General features: G+C 63.4%; 17 protein-coding genes and 1 other RNA gene. 7 read left to right on the forward strand and 11 right to left on the reverse strand.

Features of this window, described 5'->3' with window-relative positions:
• Positions 1–28 precede the first annotated feature (28 nt).
• From ACR65W_RS13270 to ACR65W_RS13285, 4 genes are all read right to left on the reverse strand, one after another.
• A complete protein-coding gene (locus tag ACR65W_RS13270) occupies positions 29–1,045 on the reverse strand; it encodes a glycosyltransferase family 8 protein (RefSeq protein WP_434500219.1) in 1,017 nt (338 codons plus the stop codon).
• A gap of 9 nt (positions 1,046–1,054) precedes the next feature.
• Positions 1,055–2,284, reverse strand: coding sequence for a class I SAM-dependent methyltransferase (locus ACR65W_RS13275; protein WP_434500220.1), 1,230 nt, complete (start codon positions 2,282–2,284; stop codon positions 1,055–1,057).
• A 142-nt stretch (positions 2,285–2,426) separates the two neighbouring features.
• Positions 2,427–4,007: a glucan biosynthesis protein gene (locus ACR65W_RS13280; RefSeq protein WP_434500221.1), complete on the reverse strand. Its 1,581-nt coding sequence runs from the start codon at positions 4,005–4,007 to the stop codon at positions 2,427–2,429.
• A 99-nt stretch (positions 4,008–4,106) separates the two neighbouring features.
• Entirely contained in the window at positions 4,107–4,340 is a 234-nt protein-coding gene (locus tag ACR65W_RS13285; RefSeq protein ID WP_434500222.1) for a hypothetical protein, read from the reverse strand.
• A gap of 272 nt (positions 4,341–4,612) precedes the next feature.
• On the opposite strand from ACR65W_RS13285, the gene ACR65W_RS13290 reads away from it, so the two are divergent.
• From ACR65W_RS13290 to ACR65W_RS13305, 4 genes are all read left to right on the forward strand, one after another.
• Positions 4,613–6,076, forward strand: a complete 1,464-nt coding sequence (locus ACR65W_RS13290; RefSeq protein WP_434500223.1) for an amino acid permease — start codon at positions 4,613–4,615, stop codon at positions 6,074–6,076.
• A 146-nt stretch (positions 6,077–6,222) separates the two neighbouring features.
• On the forward strand, positions 6,223–7,665 hold the full coding sequence (locus tag ACR65W_RS13295) for a cryptochrome/photolyase family protein (protein WP_434500228.1): 1,443 nt from the start codon (positions 6,223–6,225) through the stop codon (positions 7,663–7,665).
• A gap of 111 nt (positions 7,666–7,776) precedes the next feature.
• On the forward strand, positions 7,777–8,799 hold the full coding sequence (cobT, locus tag ACR65W_RS13300) for a nicotinate-nucleotide--dimethylbenzimidazole phosphoribosyltransferase (RefSeq protein WP_434500224.1): 1,023 nt from the start codon (positions 7,777–7,779) through the stop codon (positions 8,797–8,799).
• 85 nt (positions 8,800–8,884) lie between these two features.
• Positions 8,885–9,850 (forward strand): LysM peptidoglycan-binding domain-containing protein, encoded by a 966-nt coding sequence (locus ACR65W_RS13305; protein WP_434500225.1) that lies wholly within the window; start codon positions 8,885–8,887, stop codon positions 9,848–9,850.
• Positions 9,851–9,938: 88 nt separating this feature from the next.
• Here ACR65W_RS13305 and ACR65W_RS13310 read toward each other — a convergent pair whose 3' ends face one another.
• From ACR65W_RS13310 to mnmA, 5 genes are all read right to left on the reverse strand, one after another.
• The gene (locus tag ACR65W_RS13310; protein ID WP_434500226.1) at positions 9,939–10,319 is read right to left on the reverse strand and encodes a hypothetical protein; all 381 of its coding nucleotides are present in this window, start codon (positions 10,317–10,319) and stop codon (positions 9,939–9,941) included.
• Between the two features lie 188 nt (positions 10,320–10,507).
• Positions 10,508–11,110: a 5-formyltetrahydrofolate cyclo-ligase gene (locus ACR65W_RS13315; RefSeq protein ID WP_434500227.1), complete on the reverse strand. Its 603-nt coding sequence runs from the start codon at positions 11,108–11,110 to the stop codon at positions 10,508–10,510.
• Positions 11,111–11,136: 26 nt separating this feature from the next.
• Positions 11,137–11,291, reverse strand: a non-coding RNA gene (gene ssrS, locus ACR65W_RS13320) — 6S RNA.
• Between the two features lie 54 nt (positions 11,292–11,345).
• Positions 11,346–12,068, reverse strand: a complete 723-nt coding sequence (locus ACR65W_RS13325) for a class I SAM-dependent methyltransferase (RefSeq protein WP_434499344.1) — start codon at positions 12,066–12,068, stop codon at positions 11,346–11,348.
• The gene (gene mnmA / locus ACR65W_RS13330) at positions 12,065–13,297 is read right to left on the reverse strand and encodes a tRNA 2-thiouridine(34) synthase MnmA (RefSeq protein ID WP_434499345.1); all 1,233 of its coding nucleotides are present in this window, start codon (positions 13,295–13,297) and stop codon (positions 12,065–12,067) included. Before mnmA ends, ACR65W_RS13325 begins: the two co-directional genes overlap by 4 nt.
• A 248-nt stretch (positions 13,298–13,545) precedes the next feature.
• Between mnmA and ACR65W_RS13335 the strand changes: the two genes are divergently transcribed.
• Positions 13,546–14,478 carry a ribose-phosphate pyrophosphokinase gene (locus ACR65W_RS13335; RefSeq protein WP_041927112.1) on the forward strand — a complete coding sequence of 311 codons (933 nt, stop codon included), beginning with the start codon at positions 13,546–13,548 and terminating at the stop codon, positions 14,476–14,478.
• 33 nt (positions 14,479–14,511) lie between these two features.
• On the opposite strand, the gene ACR65W_RS13340 is transcribed toward ACR65W_RS13335, so the two are convergent.
• The gene (locus tag ACR65W_RS13340) at positions 14,512–14,967 is read right to left on the reverse strand and encodes a hypothetical protein (RefSeq protein WP_434499347.1); all 456 of its coding nucleotides are present in this window, start codon (positions 14,965–14,967) and stop codon (positions 14,512–14,514) included.
• 127 nt (positions 14,968–15,094) lie between these two features.
• Here ACR65W_RS13340 and ACR65W_RS13345 point away from each other — a divergent pair, with 127 nt between their 5' ends.
• Complete coding sequence (locus tag ACR65W_RS13345) at positions 15,095–16,039, forward strand: helix-turn-helix domain-containing protein (protein WP_434499348.1); 945 nt, start codon at positions 15,095–15,097, stop codon at positions 16,037–16,039.
• A gap of 52 nt (positions 16,040–16,091) precedes the next feature.
• Here ACR65W_RS13345 and ACR65W_RS13350 read toward each other — a convergent pair whose 3' ends face one another.
• On the reverse strand, positions 16,092–16,604 hold the full coding sequence (locus ACR65W_RS13350) for a DUF1697 domain-containing protein (RefSeq protein ID WP_434499349.1): 513 nt from the start codon (positions 16,602–16,604) through the stop codon (positions 16,092–16,094).
• A 165-nt stretch (positions 16,605–16,769) separates the two neighbouring features.
• Between ACR65W_RS13350 and ACR65W_RS13355 the strand changes: the two genes are divergently transcribed.
• On the forward strand, positions 16,770–18,278 hold the full coding sequence (locus tag ACR65W_RS13355) for an acyl-CoA synthetase (protein WP_434499351.1): 1,509 nt from the start codon (positions 16,770–16,772) through the stop codon (positions 18,276–18,278).
• Positions 18,279–18,346: the final 68 nt, after the last annotated feature.

Below are 18,346 nucleotides of genomic sequence, written 5' to 3' on the forward strand. Positions count from 1 at the left end.
TTCCCTTCGCGGAATGCGGGGCTCCGCGCTATCGGCGCAAAAAATGCTTCATCGCCCACATCATGACTGTAGCGGTCCCAATTTTCGGACCCCGATTTCGAGCCTCCCAGAGATAAGAGCCAATTTGGTAGGGCCGAAGGTAAGGAATAACGCGCCAAAACGCACAAAGCAGCGGCCATTCTACGTGGGCCTCCTGCGCCGCTTGCCAAAATTGCCGTTCCCATGGCCCAGGAAGGACATTTGAACGCCATGGCTTGACGCCAGCATAATGTATGATCCACGGCTCTTTATAGAGAGCGATCACTGTCTCGATTTGCGCGGGCAGGCGCTGATGAAATTCCTTGAATAGAATGTCCTGAATTGCGTTCCACCTTGGGTCGAGTTCGACGAACGCGCCGGCTACCGCGAAATTAAGCGCGTCCTGATCATTAAAAATCGCACGACTTAACTCATTGGCTAAAGCTTCTCGCGCGAGTTGGGCGATCCCGAGGGAGCGGAATTTCACCAGATCGATAAGAAGCGCGCCCGCGTTGAAATATCGACGAGGGTTGGAAAGTCTTATCGTATCCTTGAGATAATCGCTGATCAGCATGGTCGCCCCTTGCACGGGCAGCGGCTCGTCGCGAAGCAGCCGGATCAAGAGGCCATAGTCTATGACGGCGCCAAGCGCGCAATCGCCGAGGTCGGCATAAAACAGGGGCGCAATGTCTCGCGTGACGAGCATGTCCGTATCGAGATACAGCACCCGCTCGACGCCTTCCAATATATCGGGGAGGCTCAGCCGGGCATATGTGACGGTCGTTTGCGGTCCGTGCGTGTTAAATCGTCCGTAGCAATCCGTGACGTCTATGAATTTTACGGTAAGTCCCGGCGCATCGCGGAGTTCGCGCGGTGCGAGATGTAACGGTCCTTCATGGAGAGCGTGCAAAACCACATGGTGGGATGACGTATGCTGAATGCTTTTCGCCAGCACAATGAAAGGTAATTCGTAATTGCGATCGAAACAGCACGCTACATGAATCGTCGAATTCGAATTAGACGTCACGCGCGGCTCCTAAATGATCTCGATCTCCGGGAAGGGGAAGATCATCTTGCCGCCGCTGGCGAGATATTCCTGCTCCCGCGCCAATATCCCGTCCTTGAAATGCCAGGGCAGCACGAGGAAGTAATCCGGCTTCATGGCGCGCGCGTCCGCCTCTGAGACGATCGGGATATGTGAGCCGGGCGTGAAGCAGCCGAATTTGTCTGGATTGACCTCGGCGATCGCCTCGACGAGGTCGGGGCCGATGTCGCAGAATTGCAGCACCACATTGCCCTTGGTCGAGGCGCCGTAGCCGAGGATCCGCTTGTTGTCGTCCTTGAGCGCGCGCAGCAGCCGGCGCAAATCCTCGCGATGGCGGAACACGCGGTCTTCGAATTCGCGGTAAGGGCGAGGCGTATTCAGCCCCATCCGCTCCTCTTGCGCCAGCAGCCAGTCGATCACCGCGAGATTGCGCTTGCGCTGCGCGTTCTTGTGGCCGGCGGTGACGGCGAAACTGCCGCCGTTGACCGCATTCATCTGCACGTCGAGAATCTCGAGATCGGCCGCATCGAGAATTTTCTCGATGACCCCCAGTGAGTAATATTCGATATGCTCATGGCAGATCGTGTCGTAGGAGGTGAGCCGCAGCATTGACGGCATATAGCTCTGCTCGAAATGCCACACGCCGTCGGGCGCAAGCGCCTTGGCGACTTCGCGGGCGAACCAGACGGGATCGTCGAGATCGTAGAACATCGCGATCGACGTGACGATCTTCGCCCGCTTCGGCGAGAGCTTTTCAAACGCCTGCGAAGAGAAGAACTCCGGCGCGAGCTTGATCTCATCAGGATAATATTGTCGGAACTTGGCGCCGGTGGGATCGATCCCGATGCGCGTCAAGCCCGACGTTGTATAGGCCTTGAGGGACGTCGCGTCGTTTGAGCCGATGTCGAGCACCGCGTCGCCGGGCTTGAGATCGGCGAATCGCTCGAGATGGGCGATCTTCTGGGTCAGGTGTCGCACCATCGACTGATTGAGGCCCGAGCGATAACCGTAGTTCTCGCCATACATCTCGCTTGCTTCATAGCTGTGTGCGAGCTGCAGCAGGCCTGAATCAGGGCACCAGACGAGCTCCAGCGGGCCGACCGTGACAGGCGTTTCGCGAGAGCTCGGAAAAACGCCCGTGAGCGCCTGGTCGCCGAGCGCCAGAACCGAGACGAGATTGGTGGAGCCGCTAACGCGGCACTTCGTGATTCTCTTCGTCATTGTCCAATTTCCCGGCGCATTCGCGAATGAACGTCCGCAGCCTTAGAGGCTTTGCGGGCAAGCCAGAAAGCCCTTCCATGGATGGTTTGTTGCAACTTAGCGAAGTCTTGGCCCGAAGACGGCGAGAGTGTCAATCGCCGCGTCAGAACGGGTGATACTGATACAGCCAATTTTCCGAAAGCACGTCATCGCCGTTCTTGAGGAACAGGCGCATCTCCACAGGCTCGGAGCCTTCGACGGTGAGGTCGAATTGCGCCCGCCAATGGCCCGGCACATTGTCAAAAACCGCTTCGGTGAACACGTAGGAGAATGTTCCGCGGGAAGCCCATAACACCGGTTCGGGCTTCACCCCGAAGGGGAGCTTGGCGAGGGGCTCGCCCAGAAACTCCACCATAAACTTGCGGACGCCCTTGGGCCGCGGCCTGCCGGGCTGGCCGCCGTTGCCGAGCCTCGTCGCGACGCAGCGCGCGAGCTTGGTCGGATAGGGCTCGTCCGCAAGCCAATGCAGCCGATAGGAATATTGGAAGGAGGCGCCGGGAACGGCGGGCTTCTCGGGCGCCCAGATGACCACGATATTATCGTGGATCTCGTCGTCCGTCGGGATTTCGATGAGTTGAATCGCGCCCTTGCCCCAGTCACCCTTGGGTTCGATCCAGACGCTCGGACGGCGATCGTAAAAGACGTTGTCGAGATAATGGTCGTAATTGCGGTCGCGCTGCATCAGGCCGAAGCCCTTGGGATTGGTGTCGCCAAACGCCGACGCCATGACCCGGTTCGGATTGTTCAACGGCCGCCACAAGCGCTCGCCCGCGCCGGTCCACATGCTGAGCCCGTCGGAATCATGCACTTCCGGCCGCCAATCGATCGCCGTCGGCTTTGCGGTCTCCGAGAACCAGAACATCGAGGTGAGCGGCGCGACGCCAAAGCGCGTGAAGGCGCCGCGCAGATACAGCGAGCAATCGATGTCCATGACGACGCCCTTGCCGCGCGTCATCAGGAAGCGATAGGCGCCCACGATCGACGGCCCTTCGAGCAGCGCATGCAGGACGACGCCGTCGGCGGTCTCCGGGCCGATGTAAATTTCAGTGAAATCAGGGAATTCTTCATTCGATCCCGCCTGCCAGGTGTCGAGCGCGACGCCGCGCGCCGACATGCCATACTGGCGCAATTCGCCGATCGCGCGGAAATATGACGCGCCCAGAAACGCCACCCAATCGTTCTTCTTCCAGTCGAGCGCGCCGTCCTTGGCCTCCTGAATGCGAAATCCCGCGAAGCCGGCGCCGGGCGGCAGTTGGCGGGCGATCGAATCCGCCGGCATATTGAAGTAGCTCGTATCGTAAAGAACCTCGCGCGCCTCGCCGTTTTCAACGACATTCATGCGCACGGCCTTCTTGAAGAACATCCCAAGGTGGAAGAACTCGATGGGGAAGCGGTCCTTGGTGTCGGCGAAAAGCGCGTGATCGGTGTTGTAGGTGATCTGTCCCCACTTCTCGTAGTCGATCTGCGAGGTGATCTCGGGGGCGGGGATATTCGGCTTGCGGTAAGGCTGTTTGACGAGGCGCTGCGCCGTCTGCTTGAGCGTCTCGAAGGAGAATGGCCGCGCTTCGCCGAGCCGGAGATTGGAGACGCTCGCCGCCGCGCTGCGAGGCGCGCTTACGGCGCCCAAGGCGCTCGTCGCCGCCGCCGCCTTGATAAACGAGCGACGATCCTGCTTCTCGACCATCTCGGCGTCCTTGTTGCGAAGTTTGGGAGATGCGCGCTTGGATCTGCCGCCGCCGCGAGCCTGTCGGGGGGCGCGAGACATTAAGGCGCAGGACCTTAATTAGCCGCGAATCGGCTCATTGCGGAGGGCGGTCCGCATGAAGAAATAGAGTCCGACGAGCCCCGCGAGGGAGAAGATGATTTCGAGCGAGCGGCTGATGAGGGGATCGAGCTGAAAAAGGCCGCCCAACGCCCAGCCGGCGGCCCAGGATGCGCCGACAAGCTCGGTGCCGACCAAGATCGCCACGGCGACGAGCGTCGACAGGCGCAGATAATTGATGGGCTTCTGGCTCATGACGTCATTCTCGAGCTCAACCCCTTAACAGGCGGCCGACGCCGCGCTCGCGACGTGCTATAGCAAAGGCAGCTGCAAGGCAAGCCGGACGGGCCGCGCCGCGGTGCGCCGACGAGCGCGAAGTCACGGATCTCGAACGCTAATTGATGCGCGACGCGATCGCGCGCCGCTTCCCGCAGTCTTTCCGCTTGTATGTTTTGGCGTCGCAATGATAATCGGCGCCGCCGAAGGCGCGGCGCGCTCGCCACGTCGCGAATTCGAAAGGGTGACGCTTGTTCCAAGGCGCCAGCAAGAGCTATCTGAACCGCAAGTCCGTCCACAAGATCATCGCCGATCACGACGCTGCCGGAGGAGACGGCCTCAAGCGCGCGCTCGGCTGGGCGTCGTTGATGTCGCTTGGAGTCGGCGGAATTATCGGCGCCGGCATTTTCGTGCTGACCGGCACGGCGGCGGCGAGTTACGCCGGGCCCGGCGTCATGATCTCCTTCATGCTGTCGGGGCTCGCCTGCGCCTTCGTCGCGCTCTGCTACGCGGAACTTGCGTCGCTTATTCCCGTCTCGGGGAGCACCTACACTTATACGTATGTGACGCTCGGCGAGATTTTCGCCTGGATCATCGGCTGGAATCTGGTGCTCGAATATGCCGCCGGCGCGGCCACGGTCGCGGTCGGCTGGGCCGGCTATTTCAATCGCGTCATGCAAGGGCTCGGCATACATGTGCCGCCCGAATTTACGACCGCCTTCTTTGCCGATCCGACCGCGCACGGGGCGCCGCCCGGCGCCGTGCATGGGTTGTTCAATGTTCCCGCCGCCGGAATCGTGCTGCTGCTCACCGCGCTGCTCGTGCGCGGCACGTCCGAGTCGACGCTGTTCAATAACGTCATCGTCGCCATCAAGGTCACTGTCGTGCTGATGGTGATCGTGTTTGGCGCTGCGCATATCGACCAAGCCAATTGGTCGCCGCTCATTCCGGAGAACGCGGGCGAGTTCGGAACTTACGGCTGGAGCGGCGTCGTGCGCGGCGCTTCGGTGGTATTCTTCGCCTACATCGGATTCGACTCAGTCTCGACCGCGGCGCAGGAAGCGCATAATCCACAGCGGGACGTGCCGATCGGCATCATCGGCTCGCTCATCATCTGCACGATTCTCTACATCGCCGTGGCGGCGGTGGCGACCGGCGTCGTCAACTACAAGGAGCTGGGCGTTCCGGACCCGATGGCGCTGGTCATGGACCGCACCGGCGTCTCGTGGCTCGCCTGGGCGGTGAAGCTCGGCGCGCTGGCCGGACTGACGACGGCGATTCTGGTGCTGCTCTACGGGCAGACGCGCATCTTCTTCGCCATGGCGCATGATGGCCTGCTGCCTCCGATCTTTGCGAGGCTTCACCCGGCATGGCGCACCCCCGCCGTAAGCCAGATCCTCGTCGGCGTGGTCGTGGCGCTCGCGGCGGGTCTGTTGCCGCTCGATATTCTCGGCGAAATGGTGAGCATCGGGACTCTGGCGGCTTTCGCGCTCGTCTGCTTGGCGGTGCTGCGCCTGCGTCGAATGCACCCGGAACTCCGCCGCCCGTTCCGCGCGCCCGGGATTCCATGGTTGCCGGTCGCCGGCATTTTGTCCTGTTTCGCTTTGATGGTCGCGCTTCCGCTCGACACTTGGCTGCGGCTGCTGATCTGGACCGTCATCGGCGTCGCCATCTACCTCTTTTATGGCATTAAGTACGCCAAACGCCTCCATTAGGCGGCTGGCGCGACTGTATTGACGTCGTGAAAGCGCGGACGGGGGAACCCTTGGCCGCCGGCGAGGTTACGACTTAGTCCCGATCCTTCGTCGCAGCGAAGCGATCGGGCGTGACCTTTCGGAACGTCAATCGGGGTTCTCGCGATATGAATGCGCCGGCGATCGTCTGGTTTCGCAATGACTTGCGCATCTCTGACAATCCGGCGCTTTTGGCGGCTGCACGATCGGGAGCGCCGCTCGTCGCTCTGTACATCCTCGACGATGAAAGTCCTGGAGAATGGCGCACCGGCGCCGCGGCGCGGTGGTGGCTGCACCATTCTCTCAGAGCGCTGTCCCAGAGCCTCGCCGGCAGGGGCGTGTCGCTGACCCTGCGCCGCGGGCGCGCGCCCTACGTCTTTGAGCAGATCGTCGCCGAAACCGGCGCCGGCGCCGTCTTCTGGAACAAGCTTTACGAGCCTTGGGCGATCCGACGTGACGCCGAGCTCGAGGCGCAGCTGCGCGACGATGCAGTAGAAGCCCATTGTTTCCATGAGTCGGTGCTTTTTGAGCCGGAGACGCTTCCCACCAAAGAGGGCGAGAGCTTCCGCATGTTCACGCCTTTTTGGCGGGCCTGCCTCGCCTCGCCGCCGCCGGAACGCCCCCTTCCGGCGCCCGAAATTCTGCACGCCGCGCCGCTTCCGCCCGACAGCGACGATCTCGACGCTTGGCGGTTGCTGCCCCAGAACCCCGATTGGGCGATCGGCATGCGCAAGGTCTGGCTCGTCGGCGAGACGGCGGCGCGCGCCGAGCTTGCAGACTTCGCGCGCCACCATGTCGGCGACTACAAGGTCGAACGCGACTTCATGGGCCGCGTCGGCGTCTCCAGGCTTTCCCCGCATCTGCACTTTGGCGAATTGTCGCCGCGCGAAGTCTGGCATGCGATCAGCGAGCCTCAGAGCATCGGCGGCGAAGCCTATCTGAGGGAGCTTGGCTGGCGGGAATTCTGCCATCACTTGCTGATCTCCAACTGGGACCTGCCGGACCGCCCTTTGGATCGGACCTTCGAGCGCTTTCCCTATCGCGACGACGAGACGTCGCTCGACGCTTGGCGGAACGGTCAGACCGGCTATCCGCTCGTCGACGCGGCGATGCGCGAATTGTGGATCACGGGCTGGATGCATAATCGCGCGCGTCTGGTTTCGGCGAGCTTCCTGATCAAGCATTTGCTCATTGACTGGCGGAAGGGGGAGCGCTGGTTCTGGGACACGCTGGTCGACGCCGATCTCGCCAACAACAGCGCCAACTGGCAGTGGGTGGCGGGCTGCGGCGCCGACGCCGCGCCTTACTTCCGCATCTTCAATCCCGCGCTTCAGGGTGAAAAATTCGATCCGGACGGCGCTTATGTGCGCCGTTACGTGCCGGAGCTCGCGGGGCTCGACGTCCGCTACATTCATCGTCCGTGGGCGGCGCCAGACGACGTCTTGCGCGCGGCCGGCGTCGTGCTTGGCGTCACCTATCCCCATCCGATCGTCGACCATGCCGAGGCGCGGGAGCGGGCGCTCGCCGCTTTCGAGTCGATGCGGAGCCAGGCGTCGATGCGATCCGCATAGCGGCGTTGCGAGGAGGCGAAGCCTCGCTCGCAAACATGGATAATTGGCTTCGCTGCGCCAGAACGACGCGAGCGCTCGCCAACGTCGCCGCGACCCGGTAAAGCCGGCGGCATGTCTCACGCCGTTCATCCCTTCGAAGAAATCCGTATCCTGCTGGCGGCTCTGCCCGGCCCCGATCTGCAAGCCGCGGAGGCGGTCCGCGCGCGCGACGGTCGGCTCACCAAGCCGCCCGGCGCGCTCGGTCGTCTCGAAGAGATCGTCGAATGGCTCGCAGCCTGGCAGGGCAGGGCGGAGCCCGCGATCGAGCGCCCGCTCGTCGCGGTTTTCGCCGCCAATCACGGCGTCGTGGCGCAGGGCGTTTCGGCTTTCCCGGCGAGCGTCACGCAGCAGATGGTGGCGAATTTTCTCGCTGGCGGCGCGGCGATCAATCAGATCTGCAAGTCCTATGGCGTCGGCCTGAAGGTCTATGAGCTGGCGCTCGAACGGCCGACGGCCGACTTTACTGTGGCGCCGGCCATGGACGAGCGCGAGGCGGCGGCGACCTTCGCCTATGGGATGGAGGCGATCCAGGGCGATATTGATCTCCTCGCCCCTGGCGAGATGGGCATCGGCAATACGACGAGCGCGGCGGCGATCTATGCCGCGCTTTACGGCGGGCCGGCGTCGCGCTGGACAGGACGCGGCACGGGCCTCGACGACGCCGGACTTTCGCGCAAGAACGCCGCGATCGACGCCGCGCTGACGCTGCATGCGCCGCATCTCGCCGATCCTCTAGAAATCCTGCGCCGGCTCGGCGGCCGGGAGATCGCGGCGATGATGGGCGCCATCGCCGCCGCGCGGCTCAACCGCATTCCCGTGGCGCTTGACGGTTATGTCGCCTGCGCCGCCGCCGCGCTGCTCCATGCGATCGCGCCCGAGTCGATCGCGCATTGCCTGGCGGGCCACGTCTCGGCGGAGGGGGCGCATCGCGACGTTCTGACGCGGCTTGGCAAGCGCCCGCTGCTCGATCTCGACATGCGGCTTGGCGAAGGCTCGGGCGCGGCGCTCGCCATCGGCCTGATCAAAGCGGCGCTCGCGTGTCATAGGGATATGGCGACTTTTGAGAGCGCGGGCGTTTCGGAAAAATCGGAATGATTCACGGAGGGCGGCTTTCACTCAAGAAACTGTCACATCCGCAGCGCATTGAATGTCAAAACCGACCCCTGAGGAGCGCGGTTGCATGAACTCCAATCTTACATCCGCCTACGCGGCCGTGATCTTGATGGCGGCGCTTGCGGCGGCGCTGCCCTTTCATCTCAGTCGGATCCTGGGTCCGCAGCGGCTGCTTCACGCGGCCTATGCCGCCGCCGCCCTGGGGCTGTTTTATCTACTGGGGGCGACCGCCTTCGGCTGGACGTTCGACCGGCAAGGCGCGCTGCTCTGGGCCTATCTGGCGCTTTTCTTTCTAGCGGCGGTGGTTGCGGCGCGTCGGCGGATGACGCTCGGCGCGATTGGGCTGCCCTGGCTTTCGGCGCTGATCCAGCTCGGCGTCATCGCTTATATGTTTGCGCCGGATTCGTTTCGAAAGCCGCCGGTGACGGCGGCGCTGTTCCTGTATTTCATATTCGAGGCGCTCGTCTGGCTGCGCGGCCGCGAGGCGCAGGAGCCGGCAGAGTCCCTGGGAGCGAGCGATCGCGCGCTGCCGCCGCTGTTCCCGCCCCTGCGCCGTCGGGGTTTCGCAGAAGCCTCACTGGCGGCCGCGGCGATCGCCATCGCCTTTCTGCTCGTCGCTGGGCCGCAAGCGGCGCATATCGATCCGGAAGCGGATTCGGCGTCGCAGCAGGAGGCGCAGACTGAAGAAACCGCTGCGAGCAGCGACGCGCCGATTGGCGAGGAGCCTGTTTCAGAGGCGAATCCATCTGCAACCAAGGAAGAGCCGAAGACAGGGAGCCGAGAAAGCGAGCCGGCTGAAACCGCCCCGCAAGTGGCCGGCAATGCGCCCGTCGAGCCCCCGCCGACTGCGGCGAAGGACCCAGGAATCTATACGGCGCGCGCAGGCGATACGTTTAAATCCATCGCCAAACGTCTCTATGGCGCAACAAGCAAATGGCGCGCGATCGCCGAACTCAATCCCGACCTGAAGTCGAAAAAGCTGCGCGCCGGTCAACTCGTCAACCTGCCGCCGGCGCCGGCGCCGGCGCGGTGAGGCGAGGAAGGGTTCGAATTCTCGGCGGCTCCTGTCGAACCGCCGAGACGTCTCTGATTTTGCGATTGCCGATCGGCTCCGCGCCAAATCAGCACATGCAGAGCGCTTCTGAGGCCTGATCGTTCCAACGGTCGCCGACGTAACGGTAGCTTCTGTTGGAGCGAAATCTCGCGCCGCCCTGATTGACGTGCTGCCACAACGTGAGCGTGCATCCGTTCTTCACGCGGAAAGACGAGACGTGATCGTTCCAAGACGGATTGTAAATCGTGCTCTCGCACCCGCCGCCGTGACCATTCGTCGTGCATCCGAGGCTTTCGCCGCGCACCATCTTCATCCGCTCGAAATTGTGGAGCGTGTAGCCGGAGCCGCCATAGTCTCGATGCTGGAAAATCCGGCAGGTCGCTTGCGCGCTGGCCGGAAAAAACAAGAGGGCCGCCGTGAGGGCGGCCGCTGTATAGCAAGCCTTCATCTCAAACTCTCCGAAAAAGAAATTTAAATAGTCCGCATCTCCCGGTTAACGTGCCGCGTTCTGATTGGTTCCGCGTCCCAAATCACGCTGCATTTGGGCGGCATCGCCCAAATGCAGATAAATTGATCGACTCCCAAAGTTTAGAGCGCGCTCTACGCGAACCGGTTCCCACTTTTTCGCAGCGCGCTCTATGCGACCGCGGTTGCGAACCGCAGCGTCTCCTGCTCGGTCATGACGGCGTCGAGCCGCTGGTCATGCGGTTCGATCGGCACATGGTCGGCTTCCTGGCAGGAATAGGCGACCCCGACGGCGACGACCGGCTTTTTGGCGCGAAGCGCAGAGAGCGTGGCGTCATAGATGCCGCCGCCATAGCCGAGCCGAAAACCGCGCCGATCGAAGGCGGCGAGCGGCGAAAACACAATATCGGGGTCGTATGCAGGCTTGTCGTCCGAAGGCTCCGACAGGCCGAACGGCCCCTTGACGAGGTCGTCGCCAGGCGCGAAGGCGCGAAAGACCAAGGGCTGACGCACCTTGTGCATCACCGGCAAGGTCACGCGGTAACCTTCGGCGGCAAGCGCATCGATGAGCGAACGCGTGTTCAACTCGCTGCGGATTGGCCAATAGACGGAAACGACAGGCGGCGCGCTCAGTTTCGCATCGCGCGCAAAGTCGGCGACCAGCGCGACGCCCCGGCGCGCGACGGACGCGGCCGCCTCATGCGCTTCATGTGGCGCGATGAGATCGCGGCGCGCCAGCGAACGGCGCCGCAGCTCGGCTTTCAAATCGCTCATGCGAGAGCAATAACAGGGAAGGAGAGTGCGGGCCACAAGAGCCGTGGGACATCGATCCCGGGAACCTACAACGTAGGTGGGCGCCATATGACCAAGCCCACGGGCGAGGCCAGGGACAGCTCCCATAAGGATCGATAAGGCCCCGGGGAATAATAGTCCTGCACGCACCCCGCAGCGCCGCTTGATGAATGTAGCGCCGCGCGCGGCCGGGCGCCAGTGGCGTCTGAGAGATTCGCTAGGCGAGCGCCAATTCCAAAGGCGCGGATTTTTCGCGTTCTTTTCTATCCACGTGGAGACGCTCGATCCGCGTCAGCGTGAACAGCCCGAAGGGCGCCAGCGGGCGGCGTTCGATGAGCTTCATTTGCGGATTTTGATTGATCCAGTCGCCGATGATCGACCAGGGAAATTGCGGACGCCAGCCGAGCTTGGGAGCCATATGGCGGTCGAGCCACGCCTCAAACAGCGCGATGGCGTCGTCCTTGCCGCTCACATGATTGACGAGCACGATCTCGCCGCCTGGCCGAAGCACGCGCGCGAGTTCGTCGAGCATGGCTTGCGGCTCCGGCACCACCGTCAGGACGTAAGGCGCGACGACGCACGCGAAACTCGCGTCCGAGAACGCCATTCGCGTCGCGTCCATCTTCACGAGGCCGGCGACATGGGAGAGACGCTCGCGGCGCACGCGCTGCGCGGCGCGGCGCAGCATCGGCTCCGACAGATCGACGCCAATGACCTGCGTATTGGCCGCAAACATCGGCAGTTCGAGTCCGGTGCCGACGCCGACGTCGAGGATCGGTCCGTGCGCTTTCGAGGCTGCGGCTGCGGCGGCGCGGCGGCCGGGCTTCAGCAGCGTCGCAAAGGTCAGATCGTAGATCGGCGCCCAGCGCGCATAGGCGGCCTCGACATTGCCGTTGTCGAGCGTTTCGACTTCGCGCAAAAAATTCCTGGCTTCGCTCATCGAGGCGCCCTTCGCACTTCTTCGGCGCGCAGCGGCGGCGCCTTTGATGCCATCATCATCGCTGCGGGCTCGATCGCGGCGATAAATCCGCCGCCGAGCACGCGCGCTTCGTTTTCGTCGGCGTCGTAGAAGACGCACGCCTGACCCGGCGAGACGCCGAATTCGCTTGCCGAGAAGACCACCAGCGCGCCGCCGTCGCCGTCCGCGATCACCCGCGCCGGAACCGGCGGCCGCGTCGAGCGCACGCGCGCCATGATGTCGATGCCCTCGGGCGGCAGGGAAGAGAGTGCGCCCTCGCCAATCCAGTTGACGTCGCGCAGCCGCACCGCGCGCGTGTCCAGCGCCTCGCGCGGGCCGACCACGACCTGAGCCTTCGCGGCGTCAAGGCGCAAGACGTAAAGCGGCTCCGCGTCGCGGCCGGCGACTTTTGCGCCCAGCCCTAGGCCACGGCGCTGCCCGATGGTGTAGTGGATGACGCCCGCGTGGCGCCCCAGCACACGGCCGTCGAGATGCACGATTTCGCCGGGCACCACCGAAGCGGGCGCAAGCTTCTCAACGACGTCTGTATAGCGTCCCGTTGGCACGAAGCAGATGTCCTGGCTGTCCGGCTTATCGGCGACCTCGAGTCCGAAGCGGCGGGCCATGTCGCGAACTTCGGCCTTGGCGTAGTCGCCGAGCGGAAAGCGCAGCATCCGCAGCTGCTCGCGCGTCGTCGCGAACAGGAAATAGCTCTGGTCGCGCGCCGCATCCTTGGCGCGGTAGAGCGCACGGCCGCCGCGTCCGTCGTCGCGGGCGGAAATATAATGGCCGGTCGCGAGCGCGTGCGCGCCGAGGTCCTTTGCCGTCTCCATAAGATCGGCGAATTTGATGAACTGGTTGCAGGCGATGCAGGGCACGGGAGTCTCGCCGCTGGCGTAGCTCGCGGCGAATTCGTCAATCACCTTCTCGCGAAACTTGCTCTCGTAATCGAGAACGAAGTGCGGAACGCCGAGTCGCGCCGCAACATTTCGCGCATCGTGAATGTCGCGCCCGGCGCAGCAGGCGCCCTTGCGGTGCGTGGCTTCGCCGTGATCATAAAGCTGCATCGTGACGCCCACGACGTCATAGCCCTGCTCCTTCAGCAGCGCGGCGACCACGCTCGAGTCGACGCCGCCCGACATGGCGACGACGACGCGCGTCTCGCGCGGCGAGGAAGGCTGCGACGCATGATCCGATACGCTATTCGTCATTTACGGAAGCGACGCCTGTCTAGCACGGAAAGTGGGCGAGATGGGTGGAGGCGCGAAAATCAAGCGCCCGGCCGCCGCGCATCGGTGAGGCCGCTGTCACCATTTAGAGCATTACCCGTCCAAGAGGCAATCCTGTCGAAATTTTTCGACCGAGAAAGCCGCCATCCCGGCGTCATATTGTTCGCAGCCGCCATCGCTGCTATGACGCCGCGGCGTTTCAGGCGCGGGGATGGATCTAAATGGCGGCGATGAAACTCCTGGCGGGCAACTCCAACAGGCCGCTCGCGGAGGCGATCGCCGCCCACCTCGGCGTTCCGCTCTGTCGCGCCCAGGTTCGCCGCTTCGCCGACCAGGAAATCTGGGTCGAAATCCTGGAGAATGTGCGCGGGCAGGACACGTTCGTGATCCAGTCCACCTCCGCGCCGGCCAACGACCATCTGATGGAGCTCCTGATCATGATCGACGCGCTGCGCCGCGCCTCAGCGCGTCGCATCACGGCGGTCATTCCCTATTTCGGCTACGCCCGCCAGGACCGCAAACAGGGGCCGCGCACGCCGATCTCGGCCAAGCTTGTCAGCAATCTGATCACGCGGGCGGGCGCGGACCGCGTTCTGACCGTGGATCTGCACGCCGGCCAGGTTCAGGGATTCTTTGACATTCCAACGGATAATCTCTTCGCCGCGCCGGTCATCGTGGCGGACATCAAGTCGCACCTTGAGCTCAAGAATGTCATGGTCGTGTCGCCGGACGTCGGCGGCGTGGTGCGCGCGCGGGCGCTGGCGAAGCGCATCGACGCGCCGCTGGCCATCGTCGACAAGCGCCGCGAGCGCGCCGGCGACTCCGAGGTCATGAACATCATCGGCGACGTGAGCGGCCACAATTGCATCCTCATCGACGACATCGTCGATTCGGGCGGAACGCTGTGCAACGCCGCCGAAGCCCTGCTCGCGGCGGGCGCCGGCTCCGTCTACGCCTTCATTACCCATGGCGTGCTGTCGGGCGCGGCGGCCGAGCGCATCGCCAACTCGAAGCTGAAGCAGCTTGTCGTCACCGACACGATCCGCGCGACGGCCGCGGTCGAAGCCGCCCCCAACATTCGCGTCATTCCGATCGGCCATCTGATCGGCGAGGCGATCGCCCGCACGGCGCGGGAGGAGAGCGTCTCCAGCCTGTTTGATTAGATGTTCGGCCGAACTGCGTCAGTCGAATCAAAGTCACGAGGGTTTCGGACGGAAACTTATGCGCAGGACGGTGAGGCAAGCGCCGGCGAACCCGAACGTCGTCGTCACGATGCTCGCCTTAAGATAGACGCCGAATAGAGCCGGGCCCCATCCTTCGGCAGGCGCGCCGTCGAGGTCCGGAAAGGCCGCCATCAGGACGAACATGCTTGAGTTGGTGAATGCGCCGATCACCATCGCCCAGCGCACGGGCCAGACCAACGGAATGCGCGTCCCGTAGAAGCCCAGCAAGAGCGCGCTCATCAGCAGAAAATCAATATGCGCCTGCAAGACGCGTGAAAATTTTCCTGGGAAAATCGCCATCATGAGCGGCGCTTCCATTTTGAGCGACACGAGACACCACGCCAGAACGAGCGCGACGAGAATCCACAGGGCGGCGCCCCTGAGTAGAATAATGTTTGTCGTCTCGGCCGATTGCGCGTTATCCGTCATCACGACATCCTCGGTTCTTCTCGGCCGATCGCCGGAAGCTCGATACATGCCGCGTTTAGTAAAAAAGCGCTTGACCGGGACGGCTGATAAACTTGTCTGAAACGGCCGTCGGCGAGGGGAATTATCGTTGACGAGGGCGCAGATCCTTTCGACCGAGCACGCGCCGCCGAACCGGCGACGCGATTGGCTATGCGAGGTGATCGGACGTGAATACGCCCGCGTCGACGTGCGTCCTCTTCCGGCGCAACGCCTGTTCAACGAAATGACGATATATTCTGGGAAGGATGTTCGCCTTTCTTCGATCCGCTCAAACGCCATACTGATAGAAAAGCCCAAGTGGCCGTCGCTACCCGACAGCCATGATGTCTATCTCGCCGCCGTATTGCTTTCAGGCGAATATTTTCTGGAGCAGGACGGACGCCAAGTCTCGTTGAAGCCCGGCGATATGACAATTTACGACGCGACGCGGCCGCATAAAATTTACTGCCCGGGAAAATTCTCCAAGCTGATTGTCTCGCTGCCGCGCGCGACGACCCGTGCGTTCTCGCCTGAAGTCGACCGCTGCACGGCGTTGCGAGTCGCTGGCGCTGCGGGAGTCGGCGCGTTGGCTGTGTCCTACATCCGGTCCTTCGCAGTCCATGCGGGGGAGTTGACCGACGAATCCTTCGCTGCGGTGGCCAGTCACTGCGCCGATCTGATCGCATTGTCCCTTTTGGAGCCCAGCGAATATCACCGGGCAAATCGAGGGCGCGAGGCCACGCTGCGGCGGGTGAAGCGGTTTATTGAGAGCCGCCTCGGCGATCCGCGGCTCGATCCGGCGATGGCGGCGCAGACGCTGGGTCTCTCGTCGCGCTATCTCAATTCGCTTTTCGAAGCCGAGGGCCTATCGCTGATGCGCTATGTATGGGCAAGGCGTCTTGAGAATTGTCGCCGCGACCTCTGCGCCGATGCTTGCGCGCCGATCGGCGAGATCGCCTACCGCTGGGGGTTCAGCGATCTCTCCCATTTCAGCCGCGCGTTCCGTCGGCGGTTCGGACAATCAGCGCGCGAGGCGCGTGCAGGTCGCAAATAGCCTATTTCCCCCGCTCGCCTTTGCCTCGTCCGGAGGTCGCATCGGCGCATTCTCAAATTTCGAGCGCCATATCGACGAGTTTTGCGATCGTGCGCATATTTCGAGCCGTGCCATGCGTCGCAGCGGGAATTTTGAGTTTCGAGCGGCCCATCCCTACGCCATAGTGAACATAAATCTCGCGTGATCCCAAACGCATTTCCTCGTCTGCTTTGCCTGCGGCGCGATCTAACGCGTCAGGCGGCGGCGGGTCATCGAGAAAAATCGCCACGGTGAATTTGGCCGGCTTTTCCCCGAAGGGATTTCGGTTGAGAACCGCCTGCATTTCATTGGCGGTGCGCACGAAAACCGCGACAGGCTTTCCGGCATAGGCGAGCAGTCTCGCCTCCAGCTCCAACTTTACGCTTCTTGAAGAGGCTTTGCTTTCGAAGACGACGTTTCCGCTCGCGACATAAGTTTGGACACGACCGAAACCAGCGTCGACGCACATCGCCCTCAGTTCGCTCATGGCGAGCTTGCCGGTTCCCCCGACATTTACGGCGCGTAACAGAGCGACATAACTGGTCATGCCAAAGCCGTGCATATCGACTTGGCGCTCGTCAATCTCAAATCAACACGATGCCGCTGCGACCATATTGCGTGGCCATTCGACTCGACATTTGTCAAATGACGGCGTTCTTGCCCAAGCTGGCGTCGAATGCCAGAAGGCCGTGTGACTGCGAAGATTTCTCTCATGCTCGAACCCGTTCCGCCGCGCTTCAATCTCGCGCGCTATTGCCTCGCCGAAAATGCGCGGCTGCGGCCCGACGCCACGGCGCTCACCGTCGTCGGCGACGCCGGCGCGCAGCACTGGACCCATGCTGAACTCGATCTGAAAGTGCGGCGTCTCGCCGCCGGTTTGCAGTCGCTCGGCCTTGCGGCGGGCGCGCGCGTGATGATCCGCATGGGCAACGAAGCAAACGCGGCGCTTGCCTATTTCGCGTCAATCGCCGCTGGCTATGTGGCGCTGCTCGCGTCCTCTCAGCTCACTTTCGAGGAAGCCGAGTTCATGGCGCGCGACTGCGGCGCGTCCGCGCTGGCGTTGGGCGCATCGTTCGAGAACGAGCCGCATAGCGGAGACTTCCACGTCCTGCGCGGCGCCGATCTGGCGCGGCTCGCCGAGAGCGCGCCCATCCCGGACTATGTCGACACCGCCGCCGACGACCCCGCCTATCTCGTTTACACCTCCGGCACGACGAGCCGGCCGAAAGGCGTATTGCATGCGCATCGCGCCGCTTGGGGCCGGAGGCCGATGCGGGAGCATTGGACGGGGCTTGGCCCCGGCGACGTGATGTTGCACGCCGGCGCCATCAACTGGACCTATACGCTTGGCGTGGGCGTCGTCGATCCGCTGTCGGCCGGGGCCAGCGCGGTGCTCTACAATGGACATCCAGATCCCGCCGCATGGCCGCGTCTCATCGAAACGTATCGCGCGACGATCTTCGCCGCCGTGCCGGGCGTCTTCCGGCAGATCCTCAAATATGGCGCGCCGGAGACCGCTAATCTATCGAGCCTGCGCCACGCGCTCTCGGCCGGCGCGGCGCTGCCGTCGAGCCTGCTCGCCGATTGGCGCGGCCGTACGGGCAAAGACATCTTCGAAGCGTTCGGCATGAGCGAGATTTCGACCTTCGTCTCCAGTGGGCCGACGGCGCCGGTGCGTCCCGACTCGCCCGGCAGGCCGCAGCCGGGCAGGGCGGTGGCGGCGCTGCCGCAAGAGGGCGGCGAGACTCCGCTTCGGCCAGGCGAAACCGGCCTCCTCGCCGTGCGGCGGGACGATCCGGGCATGATGCTTGGCTATTGGAACCGTGAAGACGAGGAGCGCGAGGCGTTTCGCGGCGAGTGGTTCGTGTCGGGCGATATCGTCGAATTCGACGCCGACGGCTACATGTGGCGTCACGGCCGCGTCGACGAGGTCATGAATGCGGGGGGCTACCGGGTCTCGCCCGCGGAAGTTGAGAAAAGGCTGCTCGAGATCAACGGCGTCGTCGAAGCGGCGGCGGCGGAACGGCCGGGGCGCGACGCGACTGCGACGATCATCAACGCCTATGTGGTGATGCGCGACGGCGCGGCGCGGGACGAGACGGCCATCCTTGAATACTGCCGCGCGCATCTTGCCGCCTACAAATGTCCGCGCGCGGTCATGTTCCTCGATGCGCTGCCACGCAACGCCAATGGCAAGCTCAACCGCGCGGCCTTGCCGTAAAGAGAGAGAGGGCCCGAAGGTTCGCCGGGGCGAGCGGCGAACGATCGGGCCCCACGTCCGCTCACAGG

The sequence above is a fragment of the Methylocystis sp. genome (genome assembly GCF_051062815.1).
GTDB lineage: Bacteria > Pseudomonadota > Alphaproteobacteria > Rhizobiales > Beijerinckiaceae > Methylocystis.

Bases quoted from the DNA above. Each gene is read 5' to 3' on its own strand.
- ACR65W_RS13275 (WP_434500220.1), bottom strand. From the start codon at position 2,284: ATGACGAAGAGAATCACGAAGTGCCGCGTTAGCGGCTCCACCAATCTC.
- ACR65W_RS13280 (WP_434500221.1), bottom strand. From the start codon at position 4,007: ATGGTCGAGAAGCAGGATCGTCGCTCGTTTATCAAGGCGGCGGCGGCG.
- ACR65W_RS13285 (WP_434500222.1), bottom strand. From the start codon at position 4,340: ATGAGCCAGAAGCCCATCAATTATCTGCGCCTGTCGACGCTCGTCGCC.
- ACR65W_RS13295 (WP_434500228.1), top strand. From the start codon at position 6,223: ATGAATGCGCCGGCGATCGTCTGGTTTCGCAATGACTTGCGCATCTCT.
- cobT (WP_434500224.1), top strand. From the start codon at position 7,777: ATGTCTCACGCCGTTCATCCCTTCGAAGAAATCCGTATCCTGCTGGCG.
- ACR65W_RS13305 (WP_434500225.1), top strand. From the start codon at position 8,885: ATGAACTCCAATCTTACATCCGCCTACGCGGCCGTGATCTTGATGGCG.
- ACR65W_RS13310 (WP_434500226.1), bottom strand. From the start codon at position 10,319: ATGAAGGCTTGCTATACAGCGGCCGCCCTCACGGCGGCCCTCTTGTTT.
- ACR65W_RS13315 (WP_434500227.1), bottom strand. From the start codon at position 11,110: ATGAGCGATTTGAAAGCCGAGCTGCGGCGCCGTTCGCTGGCGCGCCGC.
- ACR65W_RS13325 (WP_434499344.1), bottom strand. From the start codon at position 12,068: ATGAGCGAAGCCAGGAATTTTTTGCGCGAAGTCGAAACGCTCGACAAC.
- mnmA (WP_434499345.1), bottom strand. From the start codon at position 13,297: ATGACGAATAGCGTATCGGATCATGCGTCGCAGCCTTCCTCGCCGCGC.
- ACR65W_RS13335 (WP_041927112.1), top strand. From the start codon at position 13,546: ATGAAACTCCTGGCGGGCAACTCCAACAGGCCGCTCGCGGAGGCGATC.
- ACR65W_RS13340 (WP_434499347.1), bottom strand. From the start codon at position 14,967: ATGACGGATAACGCGCAATCGGCCGAGACGACAAACATTATTCTACTC.
- ACR65W_RS13350 (WP_434499349.1), bottom strand. From the start codon at position 16,604: ATGACCAGTTATGTCGCTCTGTTACGCGCCGTAAATGTCGGGGGAACC.
- ACR65W_RS13355 (WP_434499351.1), top strand. From the start codon at position 16,770: ATGCTCGAACCCGTTCCGCCGCGCTTCAATCTCGCGCGCTATTGCCTC.